The sequence below is a fragment of the Variovorax sp. GW823-FHT02B07 genome, from assembly GCF_058797695.1.
The window spans coordinates 1056836-1070034 of the sequence record NZ_JBXAJX010000001.1 but is presented as its reverse complement, the minus strand read 5'-3'; the positions used below and the strand labels follow the sequence as shown (position 1 = coordinate 1070034).

At 69.0% G+C, this 13199-nt stretch carries 12 protein-coding genes; 3 read left to right on the top strand and 9 right to left on the bottom strand.

The window, feature by feature from the left end; genetic code table 11:
• Window positions 1-19: 19 nt before the first annotated feature.
• The 9 genes from AC1RGU_RS04990 to AC1RGU_RS04950 all read right to left on the bottom strand — a co-directional run bounded on the left by AC1RGU_RS04990 (window position 20) and on the right by AC1RGU_RS04950 (window position 9667).
• The gene (locus AC1RGU_RS04990) at window positions 20-1723 is read right to left on the bottom strand and encodes a tannase/feruloyl esterase family alpha/beta hydrolase (protein WP_492695156.1); all 1704 of its coding nucleotides are present in this window, start codon (window positions 1721-1723) and stop codon (window positions 20-22) included.
• Window positions 1724-1761: 38 nt separating this feature from the next.
• Complete coding sequence (locus tag AC1RGU_RS04985) at window positions 1762-2469, bottom strand: ABC transporter ATP-binding protein (protein WP_492695154.1); 708 nt, start codon at window positions 2467-2469, stop codon at window positions 1762-1764.
• Window positions 2462-3223 (bottom strand): ABC transporter ATP-binding protein, encoded by a 762-nt coding sequence (locus AC1RGU_RS04980; RefSeq protein ID WP_492695152.1) that lies wholly within the window; start codon window positions 3221-3223, stop codon window positions 2462-2464. The genes AC1RGU_RS04985 and AC1RGU_RS04980 overlap by 8 nt, the downstream gene beginning before the upstream one ends.
• Window positions 3220-4206 (bottom strand): branched-chain amino acid ABC transporter permease, encoded by a 987-nt coding sequence (locus AC1RGU_RS04975; protein WP_369644033.1) that lies wholly within the window; start codon window positions 4204-4206, stop codon window positions 3220-3222. The genes AC1RGU_RS04980 and AC1RGU_RS04975 overlap by 4 nt, the downstream gene beginning before the upstream one ends.
• Before the next feature lies 1 nt (window position 4207).
• Window positions 4208-5080 (bottom strand): branched-chain amino acid ABC transporter permease, encoded by an 873-nt coding sequence (locus AC1RGU_RS04970; RefSeq protein WP_056582994.1) that lies wholly within the window; start codon window positions 5078-5080, stop codon window positions 4208-4210.
• Between the two features lie 331 nt (window positions 5081-5411).
• Window positions 5412-6596 (bottom strand): ABC transporter substrate-binding protein, encoded by a 1185-nt coding sequence (locus AC1RGU_RS04965; protein ID WP_070059658.1) that lies wholly within the window; start codon window positions 6594-6596, stop codon window positions 5412-5414.
• Window positions 6597-6751: 155 nt separating this feature from the next.
• Window positions 6752-7741: a PDR/VanB family oxidoreductase gene (locus AC1RGU_RS04960; RefSeq protein WP_062470620.1), complete on the bottom strand. Its 990-nt coding sequence runs from the start codon at window positions 7739-7741 to the stop codon at window positions 6752-6754.
• A gap of 43 nt (window positions 7742-7784) precedes the next feature.
• Window positions 7785-8558, bottom strand: a complete 774-nt coding sequence (locus AC1RGU_RS04955; RefSeq protein WP_062470623.1) for a GntR family transcriptional regulator — start codon at window positions 8556-8558, stop codon at window positions 7785-7787.
• Window positions 8558-9667, bottom strand: a complete 1110-nt coding sequence (locus AC1RGU_RS04950) for an aromatic ring-hydroxylating dioxygenase subunit alpha (RefSeq protein WP_492695150.1) — start codon at window positions 9665-9667, stop codon at window positions 8558-8560. The genes AC1RGU_RS04955 and AC1RGU_RS04950 overlap by 1 nt, the downstream gene beginning before the upstream one ends.
• A 145-nt stretch (window positions 9668-9812) precedes the next feature.
• Here AC1RGU_RS04950 and AC1RGU_RS04945 point away from each other — a divergent pair, with 145 nt between their 5' ends.
• From AC1RGU_RS04945 to AC1RGU_RS04935, 3 genes are read left to right on the top strand one after another with little or no spacing between them, the layout of a single operon-like run.
• Window positions 9813-10934: a 5-methyltetrahydropteroyltriglutamate--homocysteine S-methyltransferase gene (locus tag AC1RGU_RS04945; RefSeq protein WP_062470629.1), complete on the top strand. Its 1122-nt coding sequence runs from the start codon at window positions 9813-9815 to the stop codon at window positions 10932-10934.
• A gap of 27 nt (window positions 10935-10961) precedes the next feature.
• Window positions 10962-11630, top strand: a complete 669-nt coding sequence (locus AC1RGU_RS04940; protein ID WP_492695148.1) for a glutathione S-transferase family protein — start codon at window positions 10962-10964, stop codon at window positions 11628-11630.
• Window positions 11631-11655: 25 nt separating this feature from the next.
• Window positions 11656-13035, top strand: coding sequence for a phospholipase D-like domain-containing protein (locus AC1RGU_RS04935; RefSeq protein ID WP_492695146.1), 1380 nt, complete (start codon window positions 11656-11658; stop codon window positions 13033-13035).
• Window positions 13036-13199 lie beyond the last annotated feature (164 nt).

Sequence of the window (13199 nt, the reverse complement as noted above, 5' to 3'; positions counted from 1 at the left end):
CGACCGCTTCAGGCGAGCGCTACCGGCTGCACTGGAAGCTCGCCGCCTGCGACGCATCGCCATTCACATAACGCGGCCACAGCGGCCACTCGCACAGCGGACGCGCGCGGGTCGTCCTGAACGGCGGCTGCACTTCCTGTTCAAGCAATTGCAGCCCGGCCGGCGCACGCCCACGCTCGACCCAGTCGGCCAGCGCGCCGAGCATGTCGACGTTGGCCGGTGCGCCGCTGCCCACATGGTCGACACCGGGCGCGGTGTACAGGCGCATGAAGCGGTCCACGTTCTCGCGGCCCATGCGTGCCACCACCGACTCGTAATAGCGGATGCCCGCGAACGGGCTCTGCGCGTAGTCGGCCATGTGCTCGAGCATCAGCAGCTTGCCGCCGCGCGCGTGGAAGGCGCTCAGGTCGGGGTTGGTCGAGTCCATCAATTGCGACACGGTGGCGATGCGGGCCGCGAAGTCTTCGGCGCGGTAGTTGCGCACGTCGAGCGACGGATTGCGCGCGTAGAAATACTGCAGCGCCCCGCTGCCGTAGAACCATGCGATGCCGTTGCTCGGCTGCGGCGGCACGGTCGGCGCGGCGGAGCCGGTCCACCACGCGTTCCAGCCGCCCATCGAGGCGAAGGCCGGCGTGCCTTCACCGCCGATGCCCCAGCCCGGGTACTCGGTGACGCCATGCGCCAGCGGCACGGGCGAGCGCCACGGCGAGCGCAGCGTGCGCACCGCCTGCACCTGCGCGTCGTTGAGGCAGTTGTCGCCGCTCGTGCCCGCTGCGCAGCGCAAAGTGGTCGGATCAAAGCGCTGCAGGCAGGCCACCGGGTTCGACACGATGCGGTCGGCCACGCCATCCGTCGCGTCGCACGACGCAAGCACCGCGTTGTGCACCAGCTGCACCTGCGCGGGCCGCAGCCAGCCTTCGCCGAAGGTGGCGATGCCGTTGCGCGTGCCCGCATGCTGCAGCCCCGTCCAGTTGATCACCGGCACGCGGCTGAAGATGCCGTCGAAGTCCTGCGGATAGCGCTGCGCCATCGTGAGCGCCTCGCGCCCGCCTTCGGAGCTGCCCATGAAGTAGAGCTTCTGCGGTGCGTGGCCGTAGGCGCGCTGCGTCAGCGCCACCGCCACGTCGCGCACCTTCTTGTACGAGGCATGCGCGAAATTCACGAGCGCCTCGTCGTTGAGCGCGAAGGCCTGCGGCGGCTGGCCTTGCACGTTCTGGTGGCCGGAGTCGGTGCCGTAGGTCACGTAGCCCTGCGCCAGCGGCGTGGGCAGGTCGAAGCGTGCGGCAGGCACCAGCGCCAGGCCGGTGATCAGCGTGCCGTTGAAGCCCCCGCCGCCGTACTGCACGCTGCGCCCGTTCCACGCGAGCGGCAGGTTGACCTGGAACAGGATCGGCGGCGCGCTCGCGTCGACCGGTGCGATGCGCCCGAGCACCTTGCAGTACGCGGGCATTGCCGGCGTGATGCGCGACGCAGGGCTGGGGCCGCGCTCGGCAACGGCCAATGCAGACGCCGGCACGAGCGCTGCCGAGTCGATCGTCGCCGCGCCGCTGGGCAGGCCGATGGCGGTGGCCGCCACCGGCGCGGTGAGCGCCGCACAAGCCTGGGTCGGATCGGCGCCGAGGCCGAGGCGCGTGGGGCCGGTCGGGGCCGTGCCGCATGCGACGAGCAAGGCGGCGGTCGCCAGCATGGCGCCCCCGCTGAACACTGTCTGGGGGATCGCCATCTGTCTGTCTCCTGGTTGTTTTGTGTGATCGGCCGCCGCTACCGCGCCACGCCCAGCAGCCGGTCGAGCACTTCCGGCTGCGCGCGCAGCGCCGCCGCGGTGTCGGCATGCACGATGGTCCCGTGGTCGAGCACCACGGCCTGGTCGGAAATCGCGAGGATCGCCTGCGGGTGCTGCTCCACGATGATCGCGGCCAGCCCTTCGCCCTGCGTGATGCGGCGGATGGCGCGCAGCAGCTCTTCCACGATGATCGGTGCGAGGCCTTCGAGCGGCTCGTCGAGCAGCAGCAGCTTGGGGTTGAGCACCAGCGCGCGGCCCACGGCCAGCATCTGCTGCTCGCCGCCCGACAGCTGCGTGCCCAGGTTGGTCTTGCGCTCGGCCAGGCGCGGGAACATCTCGTAGACGCGCTGCGGGTTCCACTGGCCCGGGCGCTCCACGGCCGTCAGGTTCTCGTGCACCGTGAGCGACTTGAAGATGTTGCGCTCCTGCGGCACCCAGCCGATGCCGGCCGCCGCGCGCTGGTGCGGCTGCAGCTTGTGCAGCGCCGACTGCCCGCCGAGCGCGATGGTGCCGCCGTGCTGGCGCGTGGCGCCGGCCAGCGTGTTGATGAGCGTGGTCTTGCCGGTGCCGTTGCGGCCCAGCAGCGCGAGCGTCTGGCCCTCGCCGAGCGTGAAGGCCACGTCGTGCAGCACCACGGCCTCGCCGTAGCCGGCGCTCAGGTTTTCGATGCGCAGCAGTTCAGACATGGGCATGTTCTCCGTGGCCCAGGTAGACCTCTTTGACCTTCGGGTCATTGGCGATCGTCTCGGGGTCGCCTTCGGTCAGCAGCGCGCCGTTGACCAGCACGGTCATGCGGTCGGCGAAGCTGAACACCAGGTCCATGTCGTGCTCGATGAGCAGCACCGACACGTCGGCCGGCAGCGCGGCCACGGTCTGCAGCAGCTCTTCGCGCTCGCCGGCGGGCACGCCCGCCACGGGCTCGTCGAGCAGCAGCACGCGCGGCTCGCAGGCCAGTGCGATCGCGATCTCCAGCAGGCGGCGCTTGCCGTAGGCCATGAACTTCGTCTGCTGCTGCGCGACGTCGGCGAGGTGGAACTGCTCCAGCAGCTGCCCGGCCCGCTCGGCGATGCGCTTGTCCGCACCCAGCGGGCGCCACCATTGCGCGCCGATGCCCTGGTGCTGCGACACCACGAGCGCCAGCGTTTCCAGCGGCGTCATCGAGTCGAAGAGCTGGCTGATCTGGAAGGTGCGCACCAGCCCGCGCGCCACGCGCTTGTGCGGCGCGAGCGTGGTGATGTCTTCGCCGAGCAGCGAGATGCGGCCTTCGGTGGGCGTGAGCACGCCCGTCAGCAGGTTGATCAGCGTGGTCTTGCCGGCGCCGTTCGGGCCGATGAGCGCATGGCGTGCGCCGCGCTTCAGTTCCATCGTGACGTTGTTCGTGGCGGTGATGCCGCCGAAGCGCATCACGAGGCCTTGCGTCGAGAGCACGGTGTCGGTCATGCCGCACCGCCCTTCTTCTTTGCAGTGCCGAACCATGTCCACGGCTTGAGCAGGCGGTCGCGTCCCACGAGCACCAGCAGCACGAGGATGAGGCCGATCCAGAACATCCAGTACTGCGGCGTCACCGAGGACAGCCAGGTCTGCAGCAGCTTGAAGACGATGGCGCCCGCCACGCCGCCGTACAGCCAGCCCACGCCGCCGATGACCAGCATCAGCAGCACGTCGGCCGAGCGGTCGAAGGCCAGCACGTCGAGCGAGGCGAAGCCGGTGGTCTGCGCCAGCAGCGCACCCGCGGCGCCCGCGATGCCGGCGGCCACGGTGTAGACCACGGCGAGCCGCGACACCACCGGGATGCCGATGGCCATGGCGCGCAGCCGGTTGTCGCGGATGGCCTTGAGCGTGGCGCCGAAGGGCGAATGCACGATGCGGCGCATCACGAGGAACAGCACGAGCATCACGGCCAGCGAGTACCAGGCGGCCGTGCGGCCATACAGGTCGAATTCGAAGAGGCCGAGCACCGGCCCCATCACCACGCCCTGCAGGCCGTCGGCGCCGCCGGTGAGCCAGTCGAGCTTGTTGGCCAGTTCGAGCAGCAGCAGCGCGGTGCCCAGCGTGACCATGAGCCGCGTGAGGTCGCTGCCGCGCAGGATGGTCACGCTGGCCACGAGGCCCAGCACGGCCGACAGCACGGTGGCGAACACGAGGCCGACGGTCGGGTCGGGCATGACCAGCTTGGCGAACAGCGCGGCGGCGTACGCGCCGAAGCCGAAGAAGGCGGCATGGCCGAGCGACACGATGCCGGTGTAGCCGAGGATGAGGTCGAGCGACATCGCGAACAGCGCGACGATGGCGATCTCGTTGACCAGCAGCGAGTGCGAGGGCATGGCCAGCGGCAACGCGAAGGCCACGGCCCAGACCACGAACTCCCAGGGCCGCCAGCGCGCGGTGCGCAGCAGGGCCGATTCATAGGCAGGCGCGCTCATGTCAGCGGCCCCCCTTGCGCGTGAACAGCCCTTGCGGCCGCCACATGAGGATCAGGATCATGAGCAGGTAGACGGTGAACGCGCCCATCTTCGGAATGAAGTACTTGCCGGCCACGTCGGCAATGCCGAGCAGCAGCGCGGCGGCGAGCGGCCCGGTGATCGACGAGGTGCCGCCGACCGAGACGACGATGAGGAAATAGATCATGTACTTGAGCGGGAAGGTCGGGTCGAGCCCGAGGATTTCCGCACCCAGCGCGCCGCCCAGCCCGGCCAGGCCCGAGCCCACGGCGAAGGTCAGCAGGAACACGATGTTGACGTTGATGCCCAGGCCGGCGGCCACGCGCGGGTCGTCGACGGCGGCGCGCAGGCGGCTGCCGAAGCGGGTCTTCGAGAGGATGAGCTGCAGCACCACGGTGAGCACGGCGCACACGGCGATGATGAAGATGCGGTAGTGGCCCATGCCCAGCAGGAACGCGCCGTCGCCGAACTCGCTGCGCCCGCGCAGCCATTCGGGCAGCTGCAGGTTCTGCTGCGACGAGCCGACGAAGTAGTCGACGGCCGCGACGGCCATGAACGCCAGCCCGATGGAGAACAGCACCTGGTCCAGGTGCGGTTTGCCGTACATCGGCCGGTAGAGCGTGCGCTCCAGCAGCGCGCCGGCCAGCGCGACGACGATGAACGCGAGCGGCAGGCAGGCCAGGAACGGCACGCCGAACTTCTGCATCGCGAACACGGTGAGATAGCCGCCCGCCATGGCGAAGGCACCGTGCGCGAGGTTGATGAAGTTCATCAGCCCGAGCGTCACGGCCAGCCCCACGGCGAGGACGAAGAGCAGCATGCCGTAGGCGATGCCGTCGAAAAGAATGGTCAGCATGTCGGTTGTCTGGGTCTGGTGCGGTCGTTCAGGATGCTGCTATTCGGGGTGCGTGCACAGGCCACCGGGTACTTCCCTCCGCGAATGTCCCCCGGGCTTCGCCCCTCCTCCTTGATTTCGCTGCGGGAAGCACCCAGTGTCCTGAGCACGATGGGCGCGGTCGTTGTGCGGGCCGATCAACATGTGCTCTGAACACGCTCACGTCGATGGGGTGCCTTGCGCAGCGAAATCAAGGAGGAGGCCGAAGGCCGGGGGACATTCGCGGAGCAAGGCACCCCGTCGGCGGGAGCGCCGCCCTGAACGGCAGCGCTCCCACGCGACGAAGCAAAAATTACTTGGCCTTGCCCGGGTCCTTCACGCCCTTCAGCACGTCGAACTCGATGTTGTAGAGCTGCCCGTCCTTCTTTTCAACCTTGCGCAGGTACACGTCCTGCACGATGTCGCGCGTCTGCGCATCGATCAGCACCTGGCCGCGCGGGCTCTCGAAGACCTGGCCCTTCATGGCGGCCAGCAGCGCTTCGCCGCCGCCCTGGCCCTTGGTGGTCTTGAGGGCTTCGTAGATCACGCGCATGCCGTCATAGCCGCCCACGGCCATGAAGTTGGGGCGCATCTTCGGGTTGGCTTTCTGGAAGGCCTCGACGAACTTCTTGTTCAGCGCCGAGGGGTGCGCGGCCGAGTAGTGGTGCGAGGTGACCACGCCCAGCGCGCCGTCGCCCATGTCGTTCAGCTGATCGTCGTCCGTCACGTCGCCGGTGGCGATCATCTTGATGCCGGCCTTGTCCATGCCGCGCTCCAGGAACTGCTTCATCACCGCCGCGCCCGCGCCCGAGGGCACGAAGACGAACAGCGCGTCGGGCTTGGCGTCGCGCACCTTCTGCAGGAACGGCGCGAAGTCGGGGTTGCGCAGCGGCACGCGCAGCTTCTCGAGCACCTTGCCGCCGTTGAGCTGGAAGCGGTCGCTGAAGAACTTCTCGGCGTCGTTGCCGGGGCCGTAGTCGGTGACCAGCGTGACCACCGACTTCACACCGTTCTTGGGCGCCCAGTCGCCCATCACCACCGACACCTGCGGCAGCGTGAAGCTGCTGCGCACGATGTAGGGCGAGGCCTCGGTGATGCTCGAGGTGGCCGCGGCCATCACGACCTGCGGCGTCTTCGACTGCGTGGCCAGCGGCGCGGCGGCCAGCGCGGCCGGCGTGATGCCGAAGCCGGCGATCACGTTGACCTTGTCGTTGACGATGAGCTCCTGCGCCAGGCGCTTGGTCACGTCGGGCAGGCCGGTGTCGTCCTTCACGATCAGCTCGACCTTCTTGCCGGCCACGGTGTCACCGTTCTGAGCCATGTACAGGCGCGCGGCGGCCTCGATCTGGCGGCCGGTGGAGGCCGACTGCCCCGTCATCGGCAGGATCAGGCCGATCTTGAACTTGTTGTCCTGGGCGCTGGCCACAGGCAGCGACAGCGCGGTGGCGAGCGCAATCGCCGAAAGGCCGGCGGTCTGGATGAGATGGCGTCTTTGCATGGATTTTTTCCTTTGAGGGACGGAACGCGAAACCGGGCGTATTTTGAACAATTCGCAACAATTGACGGAGCAGGCAACCACCTACCCACCCGCCGCACGGGTCTTTGTTGCGCGATCAGTCGAATGGTTGCGCGATGATCGCGCAACCGATGTTTTCAACGGTCCGGGCGGTACGCGGAATCGAGCGTGAGCGTACCCACGGCGCGTGACACACAGGCGCAGATGCGCGTGGTCGCCTGCTTCTCGTGCGGGCTCAGGAACACGTCGCGGTGATCGACCTCGCCGTCCACGGCCAGCACGTCCATGGCGCACAGGCCGCACTCGCCGCGCTTGCAGTCCGACAGGGTCTGCACGCCGGCCGCATCGAGCGCGTCGAGCAGGGTGCAGTCGGCCGGCACGGTGATCGAGAGGTCGTGGCGCGGAATGCGCACGGTGAAGGCCTGCGTGGCAAGGCGGCCGCTGCTGCCGAAGGTTTCGAAGCGCAGGTCGGCGAGCGGCCGGCCGGCCGCCGCCCACGCGCGCTTGACGGCCTCGAGCATCGGCACCGGGCCGCAGGTGTAGAGCTGGCCGCCGGGCGGCAGCGCGGCGATGGCGGCGTCGAAGTCGATGGGCGCGGCACCTTCGTGCGCCTGCACGCCGGCCTCGCCCAGCGCGTCGCGCAGGGTGTCGAGGTAGCCGAACTCGCCCGCGTGGCGCGCGCCGTACAGCATGGCCACCGGCACGCCGCGGCGTCGGGCCAGCGCGCCCAGGCGCTGCGCCATCAACACCAGCGGCGTGATGCCGATGCCGCCGGCCACGAGCAGGTAGCCGGGCGCCGCGAGGTCGAGCGGAAAGTGGTTCTGTGGCGCGCTCACCTGCAGCCGGTCGCCCTCGGCCAGCCGCCACATCGCGCGCGAGCCGCCACGGCCGTCGTCCAGCCGCTTGACGGCGATGCGCCAGCAGCTGCCGTCGCCCTCGCCCACCAGCGAGTAGGAGCGCGTCTGCACGCGGCCCTGCTCGGTCATCACCTGCACCTGCAGGTGGGCGCCGGGCTCATGCGCGGCGACGAAGTCGGTGTCGGGGCGCAGCGTGAACTCGCGCACGGTGGGCGTGACGTCGCGCAGCGCCACCACCTGCGCCTGCATCCATTGAAGATCGCTTTTCATCGGGGAACACCAGCGGGGAAAGAAAGAAAAAGGAAGTCGTCGATCAGCCGCGACGGCGGATCAGTTGCACGCCCGGCAGCGGACGCTGTTCGGCGCTCGGCGTGCCGTGCAGCGCCTCGCGCAGGTTGCGCCGTGCGATGCGGCTGTGCTCGCGCATCAGCGCCTCGGCGCGCGAGCCCTCGCCGGACTCGATGGCGTCGAGCACCTGCAGGTGCTGGTCCTGCGCGATCACGAGCATGTCGCGCGCGGCCGGCGAATTGGCCTGCACGATGACGAAGCCCGAGGGCGAGGCGAACGGCAGGTTGACCACGCGCTCGAGCTGCTGCGCGATGACGGGGCTGCCCGCCATCTCGCACAGCAGCGCATGGAATTTCTCGTTGTGCGTCACGTAGCGCGAGAAGGCCGCGTCGTCGAGCGCGGGCTCGCGCAGCAGCTCGTCGATGCGCGTGAGGCAAGCGCGCGCTTCGCGCAGCACCACGGGCGCCGCGCCGCGCTCGGCCGCCAGCCGCGCCACCAGGCCTTCGAGCGTGCCGCGCAGCTCGATGGCGTCGGCCACGTCGCGTTCGGAAAAGGTGCGCACCGCATAGCCGCCGTTGGGCAGCGCTTCGAGCAGGCCTTCCTGTTCGAGACGCATGAGCGCGCTGCGCACCGGCGTGCGCGACACGCCGAGCTGTTCGGAGATGGCGACCTCGGCAATGCGTGCGCCGCCGGGCAGCTCGCCCGCCAGGATCATTTCGCGCAGCCGCAACTGCGCCTTCACGGCCTGCGAACTGCCGCTGTCGCCGGGCTCGGCGGGAGAGACGGTGGCGACCTTCATCACGCGGCCTGGCTCTCTGGGGCGGGACGGATCGGGATCGCGGCGCGCGCGGGCCGTTCCTTCTCGATCATGCGGTCGATGAGGCGCCGCGCCCACATCGAGCCGGCGTCGATGTTGAGGTTGTAGAACTGGTGGTCGGGGTGCTCGTCGATGGCTTTCTGCTGTGCCTCGAGCACGATCTCGTCCTCGCGGAAGATGCCCGAGACGCCCTCGCGCAGCTCGTGCGTGAGGCGCTGTTCGCCCAGGCAGTAGTTGCGCGCGAAGGCCCAGAAGTACAGGCAGGTCTTGTCGGTCTCGGGCGTGATGGTGTTGAGCACATAGCCGTTGACGCCCTTGCTGCGGTCGCCGGGGTTGCTGCCCGACGGCACCGCGCCACTGCCCGCCTCGGCCACGCCGACGTCGATGTTCACGGTGCACGGACCTTCGAAACGGATGATCTGCCAGCGGTCGACCTTGCCCGTGTAGCCGCGCGCGTGGCGGATCTGGTTGCCCCAGAACGGCGGCGCGTCGATGTTCTCCATCCAGCGCGTGACGGTGGCCGAGCGGTCGCCGTGCGTGGCAACGAAGGGCGCCTCGGCCACCTCGCGGTTGCCGATGGACGAGCCGTGCACGAAGGTCTCGTGCGTGAGGTCCATGAGGTTGTCGACCACGAGGCGGTAGTCGCAGTGGACGCGGATCATCTTGCCGTCGCCGGCCCAGGCCGGGTCGTCGTTCCAGTGCATGTCGGGCACCAGCGCCGGGTCGGCCTTGGCCGGGTCGCCGGGCCAGATCCACACGAAGCGGTGCTTCTCGACCACCGGAAAGCTGCGCACGCAGGCCGAGGGGTTGAGCGTCTCCTGGCTCGGCATGTGGGTGCAGCGGCCCTGGCTGTTGTAGACCAGGCCGTGGTAGCCGCAGACCAGCTCGTCGCCCTCGAGGCGGCCCAGCGACAGCGGCATCAGCCGGTGCCAGCAGGCGTCTTCGAGCGCGGCCACCTGGCCGTCGGTGCGGCGAAACAGCACCACTTTCTGGTTGCAGATGGTGCGTGGCAGCAGCGCGTGACGCACTTCGACGTCGTAGGCGGCGGCATACCAGGCGTTGAGCGGAAAGGCGGTCGTGGGCGTCTTCATGAATACGCAATGTATACATAACAGAGAGAAATTCCAGTATGAAACCCCTTATTCGAGGGTAAATACTGACGTCTACGTATACAAACAGGCTTTTCACGAAGGCGCTAGGATTCCGCTCGTTCACAGTCACGACGGAGTTCATTCCATGTCCCAGCATGCCGCCCTGCCCGCCCGCTACGACCACGTGGGCAGCTTCCTGCGCCCGCAGTACCTGCTCGAAGCCCGCGAGCAGAAAGCCAAGGGCCAGATCACGCCCGAGCAACTGCGCGAGGTCGAAGACAAGGCCATCACCGAGATCGTCCGCTTCCAGGAAGACATCGGCCTCAAGAGCATCACCGACGGCGAGTTCCGCCGCACCTACTTCCACATCGATTTCCTCGACCAGCTCGGCGGCGTGAAGACCGACATCCCGGTCACCATCCGCCGCCCCGACGGCACCGAGGAACTGGCGCCGCCCGCGATGCGCGTGATCGACAAGGTGCGCCACGTGAAGGACATCCAGCTCGCCGACTTCCAGTACCTCAAGAGCCAGGTCTCGGCCGGCCGCACGCCGAAGGTGACCATCCCCTCGCCAACGATGCTGCACTTCCGCGGCGGGCGCGCGGGCATCAGCAAGGACGCGTACCCTGAGCTCGACCCCGTGTTCTACGACGACGTGGCCAAGGCCTATGGCGACGAGTTGCGCTCGCTGGCCGCCGCCGGCTGCACCTACGTGCAGATGGACGACACCAACCTCGCCTACCTGTGCGACGAGCACATGCGCGAAGCCGCCCGCAAGCGCGGCGACGACCCGAACGAGCTGCCGCACCGCTACGCCGCCTTCATCAACAAGGTGGTGGCGCAGAAGCCGCCGGGCATGCTGCTGGCCATGCACCTGTGCCGCGGCAACTTCAAGAGCACGCACGCCGCGGCCGGCAACTACGAGCCGGTGGCCGAGGCGCTCCTGAAGGAGATGGACCTCGACGCCTACTTCATGGAGTACGACGACGCCCGCTCGGGCGACTTCAAGCCGCTGCGCTACCTGCCCAAGGGCAAGACGGTGGTGCTCGGCCTCGTGACCACGAAGTTCGGCGAGATGGAAGACAAGGACGAGCTCAAGCGCCGCATCGAGGACGCCAGCAAGTACGCCTCGCTCGACCAGCTCGCGCTGTCGCCGCAGTGCGGCTTCTCCAGCACGGTGCATGGCAACAACATCGCGGTGGAAGCACAGCGCAACAAGCTGCGGCTCGTGGTCGAGACGGCGCAGGAGGTCTGGGGCTCGACCTGACGCGCGCTTTCTGTTGAAGTCGGGGGCATGACGACGACGCAGATTTACTCCGGCCCCCTCAGCATGTTCGGCGCAAAGGTGCAGATCGCCGCGTACGAAAAAGGCATCACTTTCGAGCTCATCATGGTGCCGTTCACCACCGACGACGCCTACGAGCCCAAGCACCCCGAGGTGCTGCGCGTGAACCCGGTGAAGCAGCAGGTGCCGGTGCTGGTCGACGAGGAGGTGGCGCTGTTCGACTCGACACAGATCTTCGAGTACCTCGAAGACCGCCATCCGCAGCCCGCGCTGTGGCCCGAAGGCATTGCCGACCGGGCCCGCGCGCGGCAGCTGGAGCAGAAGTCGGACGAGGTGTTCTTCCCCAACGTCATCAAGCTCTTCGGCTTGCAGGACGCCATGCAGAGCGCCCCGGCCGTGGCCGCATGCGCCGGCTGCGCGCGCTTCTACGAAGAGATGGAAGGCCTGCTCGCCACGCGCGAATACCTGGCCGGCCCTTACTCCTTCGCCGACATCGCCTTCTACATGGCGCATGTGTTCGCCGACCGCAAGGGCGCCGGCATGACCGGGGCCACGCCGCGCCTCGTGGCCTGGCGCGAGCGCGTGGGCGCGCGGCCCGCGGTGCGCGCGGTGGTCGATCCGATGATGCGGTTCCTGGCTTCGCAAGGGCGCGGCGTGCCGGCCTTCCTGCAGCGCTGAGCGGGCACCGAGGCATCACCCGCCCATGCCGGACACCCTCTTCGACTGGCTGCCCTCCCCTTCGCAGCATTTTCTTGTCGTCACTTTCGCGTTGCTGGTCTATGTGCTGACCACGCGCACGCGCCGCGAGCAGCGCGCCCCCACCACCGCCATCGCGTGGGTCATGGGGCTGGTGCTCATGCCCTACGTGATCCTGCCGATGTACCTGCTGTTCGGCCAGCGCAAGCTGCGCCCGGCCGGCGCGCCCCGGCCGCCGCGTTCGCTGCCGCCGGGCCACTGGGCGGCCGACCTGATCGAGAGCTTCGGCCTGGCGCCGCCCGGGCGCTGCGCGATCCGCATGCACGCCGACGGCGAGGCCGCGCGCGAGGCGCTGTTCGAGGTGATCGACGGCGCGCGCCAGCGCCTGGACGTGTGCACCTTCATCATCGGCGACGACGCGCTCGGCCACGCCGTGCTGGCGCGGCTCGCGCAGCGCGCGCGCGAGGGCGTCAAGGTGCGCGTGCTGCTCGACGGCTTCGGTGCGCTCTCGCTGCCGCGCCATCACTTCGACCGGCTGCGCGCGGCCGGCGGCGAGGTGGCGGTGTTCCGCCCCTTCTTCAGCCTGCGCCGCATCGGGCCGCGCAACCTGCGCAACCACCGCAAGCTCACCATCGCCGACGACCGCTGGCTGTGGTCGGGCGGGCGCAACCTCGCGGGCGAGTACTTCTCCGGCAACGACAAGCACCCCGAAGCCTGGCACGACCTGTCGTTCGACCTGCAGGGCAGCGTGGCCGCCGCCGCCGCGCGCCAGTTCGACCACGACTGGAGCTCGGTGCGCGGACGCAAGGCGCGCGCCATCACCGCCGCCGACGTGCCCGCGGGCCCCGGCTGCGCGATGGCCCAGTTCCTGCCGAGCGGCCCCGACCAGACCGAGGACACGGCGCATGCGCTGCTCATCGACGCCTGCTTTCGCGCCGAGCACCGCATCCTCGCGATCACGCCCTACTTCGTGCCCGGCGACGGCCTGCGCGACGCGCTGCGCCTCGCCGCGCGGCGCGGCGTGCAGGTGACCATCGCGATGCCCGCGCAGTCGAACCACCGGCTGGCCGACTTCGTGCGCGCACGCGCCATGCGCGACCTCGCGCGCGCCGGCGTGAGCTTTCGCATGCTGCCCTTCATGGCCCACGCCAAGGCCGTGGTGGTCGACGACGAACTGGCGATGTGCGGCTCGATCAACCTCGACCTGCGCAGCCTGCTGCTGAACCACGAGGCGGCGGTGGTGTTCTACGGCCACGAAGACATCGAATGGCTGGCCGAATGGATCGAGACCACCGCCTCGGCCGGCGAGTCCTACCGCGCGCGGCGCCCGGGGCTGCTGCGCGACGTGGCCGAAGGGCTGCTGCTGACCGTCGCCTTCCAGCTGTAGGCGGGCGGTGCATCGCCCAAGATGCACGAATGCAACACAATTGCAACCAATTGAACAATCACACTAGAATCGCCACCGGTTCCGGTGGATGACCGTTCTTCCGGAGCCCCCTGCATTTGCGGGGCAGCCCGCTCCGGCCTGGCCTCATGGGGGCCCACCGAAGC

Excerpts from the sequence above, each read along its gene's own strand:
- AC1RGU_RS04980 (WP_492695152.1), bottom strand. The coding sequence starts at position 3,223 with ATGACCGACACCGTGCTCTCGACGCAAGGCCTCGTGATGCGCTTCGGC.
- AC1RGU_RS04975 (WP_369644033.1), bottom strand. The coding sequence starts at position 4,206 with ATGAGCGCGCCTGCCTATGAATCGGCCCTGCTGCGCACCGCGCGCTGG.
- AC1RGU_RS04950 (WP_492695150.1), bottom strand. The coding sequence starts at position 9,667 with ATGAAGACGCCCACGACCGCCTTTCCGCTCAACGCCTGGTATGCCGCC.
- AC1RGU_RS04945 (WP_062470629.1), top strand. The coding sequence starts at position 9,813 with ATGTCCCAGCATGCCGCCCTGCCCGCCCGCTACGACCACGTGGGCAGC.
- AC1RGU_RS04935 (WP_492695146.1), top strand. The coding sequence starts at position 11,656 with ATGCCGGACACCCTCTTCGACTGGCTGCCCTCCCCTTCGCAGCATTTT.
- AC1RGU_RS04970 (WP_056582994.1), bottom strand. The coding sequence starts at position 5,080 with ATGCTGACCATTCTTTTCGACGGCATCGCCTACGGCATGCTGCTCTTC.
- AC1RGU_RS04990 (WP_492695156.1), bottom strand. The coding sequence starts at position 1,723 with ATGGCGATCCCCCAGACAGTGTTCAGCGGGGGCGCCATGCTGGCGACC.
- AC1RGU_RS04940 (WP_492695148.1), top strand. The coding sequence starts at position 10,962 with ATGACGACGACGCAGATTTACTCCGGCCCCCTCAGCATGTTCGGCGCA.
- AC1RGU_RS04955 (WP_062470623.1), bottom strand. The coding sequence starts at position 8,558 with ATGAAGGTCGCCACCGTCTCTCCCGCCGAGCCCGGCGACAGCGGCAGT.
- AC1RGU_RS04985 (WP_492695154.1), bottom strand. The coding sequence starts at position 2,469 with ATGTCTGAACTGCTGCGCATCGAAAACCTGAGCGCCGGCTACGGCGAG.
- AC1RGU_RS04965 (WP_070059658.1), bottom strand. The coding sequence starts at position 6,596 with ATGCAAAGACGCCATCTCATCCAGACCGCCGGCCTTTCGGCGATTGCG.
- AC1RGU_RS04960 (WP_062470620.1), bottom strand. The coding sequence starts at position 7,741 with ATGAAAAGCGATCTTCAATGGATGCAGGCGCAGGTGGTGGCGCTGCGC.